This window comes from Bradyrhizobium liaoningense, from assembly GCF_018130955.1.
GTDB lineage: Bacteria > Pseudomonadota > Alphaproteobacteria > Rhizobiales > Xanthobacteraceae > Bradyrhizobium > Bradyrhizobium liaoningense_C.
On the sequence record NZ_JAFCJM010000124.1, the window covers coordinates 1 to 5,987 of the forward strand.

Below are 5,987 nucleotides of genomic sequence, written 5' to 3' on the forward strand. Positions count from 1 at the left end.
CTCGCCCTTCTCAACCGCCACCATAAAGCGCATCCGCTCGTCCACGGCACAGGTCTCCTTCCAACCCATCGGCAAAGTCCTCCTTGCCGACAGTTGACCTGTTACCCATGTCGTCGGTCTATTCTGTTACCCATGTAGCCGGTTAGGACCCTTCTTCCCCTCTCCCCTTGTGGGAGAGGGTGGCTCGCCGCGTAGCGGCGAGACGGGTGAGGGGTCTCTGTCAGCGAGTCATCCTGCGCATTTGAGATCGCGGAGACGGACCCCTCATCCGGCGCTTCGCGCCACCTTCTCCCGCAAGGGGAGAAGGGAAGGGCGTGCGCGGATTAGCTCGCCGCTTCCAGCCGCACTTCGGTGAGCAGCCGCATTGCGGCGTCCGCGTCCATCGGTTCGCCGAAGGCAAACCCTTGCGCGTATTCGGCGCCAAGCTGGTAGAGCTCGACCGCGTCGGAATCGGTCTCGGCGCCTTCCGCGACCACGTCCATGCCGAGGTCGTGCGCCAGCGCGATGATCGATTTCAGGATCACCGGGCGCGTGCCGCGGCTGGTGGTGCGCACGAAGGACTGGTCGATCTTGATAGTGTCGAACGGGAAGCGCTGGAGATAGGCGAGCGAGGAATGGCCGGTGCCGAAATCGTCCAGCGACAGGCCGGTGCCGAGCTCGCGGATCCGCGTCAGCATCTGCGCCGCGTGCTCCGGGTTCTCCATGACCAGCGATTCCGTCAGTTCCAGCTTCAGCGTGCCGCGCGCCACCGAGGAGCGCGACAGCACGGTGCGAATGTCGTGGATGAGGTCGTGGCGCAGCAATTGGCGCGACGAGACGTTGACGGAGGCGAAGATCGGCTCGCGCGAGCGCATCGCGCGCTGCCAGATCGAGAGCTGTTTTGCGGTCTGGTCGAGCACGAACATGCCGAGGTCGACGATGAGGCCAGTTTCTTCGGCAATCGTAATGAATTCCGACGGCGCCATGCGCCCGAGCTTCGGATGATCCCAGCGCGCCAGCGCCTCGAAGCCGGCGATCGAGCGATCTTCCAGGCGAACGATCGGCTGGTAGAGGATCGTGAGCTCCTGCCGCTCGATGGCCCGGCGCAGCTCGCTCTCGAGCGTCAGGCGATCGGTCTTGCGGGCGCGCATCGCGGGCTTGTAAACGTCGATGCGGTCGCCGCCGATGCGCTTGGAATGATACATCGCAAGCTCGGCGTCCTTGATGATCTCGTCCGTGAGCTGCGTCTGCGGATCGGACAGCGCAAGGCCGATCGACGCGGTGAGGAAGATCTCGCGGTCGTTGAAGGCGATCGGCGCGCGGATGGTTTTGCGGATGGTCTCGGCGAAATTGGTGATGCGCGCCGGATCCTGCTCCGACAACAGGATCAGGCCGAACTGGTCGCCGGCGAGCCGGGCGAGCGTGTCCTGCGGCTTGAGGATGCGGGTGAGGCGGCGAGCTAGCGTCAGCAAGATGGAATCGCCGACCGCGATGCCGACGGAATCGTTCACCTGCTTGAAGCGGTCGAGGTCGATCACCATCAGCGTCGGCCGCAGCGTCGGCATGGTTTTTGCGAAATTCGCGACCGCGTTGAGGCGGTCCATGAACAGCTTGCGGTTGGGCAGGCCTGTCAGGTTGTCATGCACGGAATCGTGCAGCAGGCGCTCTTCCGCGTTGCGCAGCTCCGTGACGTCGGTGAGCGTGCCGACCACGCGCGAGACTTCGCCGTCGGAACCGACCACGGGCCGCGCCTTCAACGCGAACCACATGAAATGGCCGTCCGGCGTGCGCAGGCGGAAATCCTGCACGAGGCGGCCGCGGCGCTGGTCGAGCACGCTGTCGAGGGCTGCGCGGAAGCGGTCCTGGTCGAGCGGGTGCAGCACTTCGAGCCAGGTCGCGGCCGGGCCTTCCAGCGTGCCGCGCTTCAGACCGAGCAGCGCCTCGGTTTCCGGGCTGGTAAAAACCTTGTCGGCGGAAACGTCCCAGTCCCAGATCAGATCGCCGGAGCCGGCGAGCGCCAGCGCGCGGCGCTCGATATCGGAAACGACGCCTGTCGTGGCACCGCCGCCGGCAAACGCATGCTGCATCACCGTGAAGCCGATCAGCATCACGATCAGCACGAGGCCGCCGAGGAGCGCTGGGCCGACGATGTCGTTGGTGACGGAGCCCGCGACTGTCATGCCGGCCGCGACCACCCAGACCACGAGAAGGAACCAGGTCGGGATCAGCAGCACCGCGCGGTCAAACCCGTGGGTGGAGAGATAGACGATCAGCGCAAAGCCGGCGAAGGCGATCAGCACCAGCGACATGCGCGCGATACCGGAGGCGACCGCGGGATCGAACAGCGCGAGCGCGACCAGCGAGCCCAGGAAGGCGAGCCAGCCGACCGTGATGTGCGAATAGCGCACATGCCAGCGGCTGAGATTGAGATAGGCGAACAGGAACACGAGCAGCGTCGCCGCCAAAATCGCTTCACCCGCCGCGCGCCAGATGCGCTCGGCGTTGTTCGACATGTCCAGCACCTTGCCCCAGAAGCCGAAGTCGACGCCGATATAGACCAGCACCGCCCAGGCCAGCGCCGCGGCGGCGGGGAACATGATGCTGCCCTTCACCACGAAAAGGATCGTGAGCACCAGAGCCAGGAGCCCGGAAATGCCGATCACGATGCCCTGGTAGAGCGTGAAAGAGTTGACCTTGTCCTTGTAGGCCTCGGGCTCCCACAGATAGAGCTGCGGCAGCTTGTCGGTGCGCAGTTCCGCGACGAAGGTGATGACGGCGCCGGGGTCGAGCGTGATGCGGAAGACGTCGGCGGTCGGGCTCTCCTGCCGCTCGGGGCGATCGCCGGTCGACGGCGTGATGGTCGCGATGCGCGACAGGCCGAGGTCGGGCCACAGCAGGCCTGAGGAGACGATGCGGTAATGCGGTGCGACGATCAGGCGGTCGAGCTGGTCGTCGGTGTTGTTGGCGAGCGCGAACACCACCCAGTTCTGGCCGCCTTCGCGGGCGCGCACCTCGATGCGGCGGACGATGCCGTCGGTGCCGGGCGCGGTGGATACCTGGATGCGGTCGGTGTCGCTGCGCTGGTGCTCGAGGACGGCGGTGAGGTCGATCGCGGGCGCATCGCTACGCACGCTGACAGCGTCAAGCGCGCGTACAGGCGACGCGGCGACAAGAATCATGAAGCCCAGCGCTATGGGCGCGAGGCACCTGATCAGACGCAAGGTCAGTTCTCCGCGTTCGACGCAAACTCGAGATGCAAGCGCTTAAATTTAAGCCCTTAAGGTCAGCCGTTTCCCGATCAGGCGGGGTGCTTCGGCTGTCAGGGATAGATGCCACGAAAGCGAGGAAAATCAAAGGGTTTCCGGTCGCCTTGGGAAGCTGCGCGCTACACGGCCAACACAATTTTGCCAATATGTGCTGACGTTTCCATGCGCCGGTGGGCATCCGCCGCCTTTTCCAGCGGGAAAGTGCTGTCCATCAGCGGCTTGACGCGGCCCTCGCGCAAAAGCGGCATCACCTTGGCCTCGATCGCGGCCACCATCGCCGCCTTATCCGCATTACTACGGGGACGCAGGGTCGAGCCGGTATGGGTCAGGCGCTTCACCATCACCTTGGCGATGTTGACGTTAACTTTCGGGCCGTTGAGGGTCGCGATCTGGACGATGCGGCCGTCGACCGCGGCGGCATCATAATTGCGGTCGACATAATCGCCGGCGACCATGTCGAGGATCAAATTGGCGCCGGCATTGTTGGTCTCCGCCTTGACCACGGCGACGAAGTCTTCCGTCTTGTAGTTGATGGCACGGTCGGCCCCTAACTTGAGGCAGGCTTCCGCCTTGTCGGCGCCGCCGACTGTGACGATCACCTTCGCACCGAACGCTTTTGCAAGCTGGATCGCCATCGTGCCGATGCCGGAGGAGCCGCCATGGATCAGCAGCGTCTCACCCGCCTTCAATCCGCCGCGCTCGAACACGTTGTGCCAGACCGTCATCAGCGTTTCCGGCAGCGCGCCTGCTTCCTGCATCGACAAAGCTGATGGCACCGACATCGCCTGTGCGTCCTGGGCGATGCAATATTGCGCATAGCCGCCGCCGGCGACGAGCGACATCACCTTGTCGCCGACCTTGTGCCGCTTGGCATTGTGGCCCACCGCAACCACTTCGCCGGCAATCTCGAGCCCCGGCAGATCGCTGGCGCCGGGCGGCGGCGGGTAGGCGCCGGAGCGCTGCGCCACGTCGGGCCGGTTCACGCCGGCGGCGAGCACCTTGACCAAAATCTCGTCCGGACCGGGCTGCGGCACTGCACGCGTATCCGGGATCAGCACCTCCGGACCGCCGGGTTTTGAGATGGCGACCACGGTCATTTGCGCAGGCAGCTTTTCCATGATTTGTCCTTAAGCAAAGGGTGCGAGAGCGAGGCACTTGATTAGCCAGCGCCGTCAAAGCTGGCAACCGCCCCTCGCATCGTTTTGAAGGCAGGAGGAACGAGATGGCCAGCGAAGACGACGACCGTCCGCGCAAGAAGATCAGTCACGAGATCGGACAGGACCTCTCACTGTTGTCGGTTGAGGAATTGACCGAGCGTGTCGCGCTGTTGAAGTCCGAGATCACCAGACTCGAGGAAGCCGCCACCAAGAAGCGCGCCTCGCGTGATGCAGCGGATCATTTTTTCAAGAAGTGATATTGGAACGCGGAGCGACGAACCTCCTTCGTCATTCCGGGGCGGCGCGTCAGCGCCGAGCCCGGAATCCATAACCCCAGGCTCCTGAAAGAGGCAGGCTGACGGAGCCGGACCATTCTTATCTGCCTGGGGTTATGGATTCCGGGCTCGCGACTGCGTCGCGCCCCGGAATGACGAGCGGATGGTTTTGGAGCGGAGGCGACGTGTGGAGAGTTTTGTTCCGCGCCCCACTCGGCCAATGGCCGACGTGGCTAACGAAACCTGAAAAATTTAGCTCGTTTACGGTCGATTAAGCTTTCGGCTTTATGACTGGAACCGTCCTCGTTTGGACACCGAGTGGCTCCTGTCCACTCTGTTTGACGCCTCCCTGTTATCAACTTTCAAAGCCGCCGGTCTCCGGCGGCTCTTTTTTTGCATGCGCGTTGCTCGCGCTAAGGCTTGTGACGTTTTCCCCGCTCATCGTGGGCCCAGAGAGCGTGGTAACCGTAAACGCGGTTGCCGCTGGACTCCGACCTGCGCCCGCGCAATGATTTGTTCATCATAAGCCGGCGCGTTAACCGGCCGAAGTGAAGTCCAAGTCAAACAGTAAACTGTGGCGTAAGAGGCGTTAACCATGTCGGACCGTTCGCAAGCCGAGGGCGCTCTGGTTCAGCTCAGTGAGCGGTTCACCAATTCCGCCGCGTTCAGCACCTTGTTCCGCGAAGGCATGGATCTGGTTGAGGAGACCGCCGCCTATCTCGACGGCGCCGGCCGCACCGAGGCCAAGGCGCTCGATCGCGCCGTCAGCCTGACCTACGCGACCGAAAGCATGCGGCTCACCACGCGCCTGATGCAGCTCGCCTCCTGGCTGCTGCTGCACCGCGCGGTGAAGGAAGGCGAGATGACGCTGGTCCAGGCCAATCGCGAGAAGACCAAGGTCAAGCTCACCGCTGCCGATCCCGGCCCCACTGATACGATCGAGAAATTGCCGGAACAATTGCAGACGCTGATCGCACGCTCGATGAGCCTGCAGTCGCGCGTGCGCCGCCTCGACACCAGCATTCACACACCGGCCCCGGAACGCGTGCCGATCGGCAATCCGCTGGTGCCGCAACTCAACGCGCTCAAGGCCGCGTTCGAGCGGTAAGGTCTCGTCTCCGTCATTCCGGGGCGCGTAAGCGAACCCCAATGCGCAATTGCGCATTGCGGAATCTCGAGATTCCGGGTTCGGCTCTTCGAGCCGCCCCGGAATGACGATCAAAACTCCCCAAAATCGGGATAGGGGGGAGCCTCGCAGCTCCTCCCCTCCCACACCACCGTACGTACGGGTCCGTATACGGCGGTTCGCT

The 5,987-nt window shown here is 63.8% G+C and carries 4 protein-coding genes; 2 read left to right on the forward strand and 2 right to left on the reverse strand.

Annotated features, from left to right (window positions below):
- Positions 1–323: 323 nt before the first annotated feature.
- Both JQ632_RS38745 and JQ632_RS38750 read right to left on the reverse strand, forming a co-directional pair.
- Positions 324–3,200, reverse strand: coding sequence for an EAL domain-containing protein (locus JQ632_RS38745; RefSeq protein WP_212407980.1), 2,877 nt, complete (start codon positions 3,198–3,200; stop codon positions 324–326).
- A gap of 164 nt (positions 3,201–3,364) precedes the next feature.
- Positions 3,365–4,363 carry an NAD(P)H-quinone oxidoreductase gene (locus tag JQ632_RS38750; RefSeq protein WP_212407981.1) on the reverse strand — a complete coding sequence of 333 codons (999 nt, stop codon included), beginning with the start codon at positions 4,361–4,363 and terminating at the stop codon, positions 3,365–3,367.
- Positions 4,364–4,467: 104 nt separating this feature from the next.
- On the opposite strand from JQ632_RS38750, the gene JQ632_RS38755 reads away from it, so the two are divergent.
- Both JQ632_RS38755 and JQ632_RS38760 read left to right on the forward strand, forming a co-directional pair.
- Complete coding sequence (locus JQ632_RS38755) at positions 4,468–4,659, forward strand: DUF1192 domain-containing protein (protein WP_212407982.1); 192 nt, start codon at positions 4,468–4,470, stop codon at positions 4,657–4,659.
- A gap of 613 nt (positions 4,660–5,272) precedes the next feature.
- Positions 5,273–5,785 (forward strand): DUF1465 family protein, encoded by a 513-nt coding sequence (locus tag JQ632_RS38760; protein WP_212407983.1) that lies wholly within the window; start codon positions 5,273–5,275, stop codon positions 5,783–5,785.
- The last annotated feature ends 202 nt before the right edge of the window (positions 5,786–5,987 follow it).

Coding starts and splice junctions, on each gene's coding strand:
- JQ632_RS38750 (WP_212407981.1), bottom strand. CDS start 4,363: ATGGAAAAGCTGCCTGCGCAAATGACCGTGGTCGCCATCTCAAAACCC.
- JQ632_RS38760 (WP_212407983.1), top strand. CDS start 5,273: ATGTCGGACCGTTCGCAAGCCGAGGGCGCTCTGGTTCAGCTCAGTGAG.
- JQ632_RS38755 (WP_212407982.1), top strand. CDS start 4,468: ATGGCCAGCGAAGACGACGACCGTCCGCGCAAGAAGATCAGTCACGAG.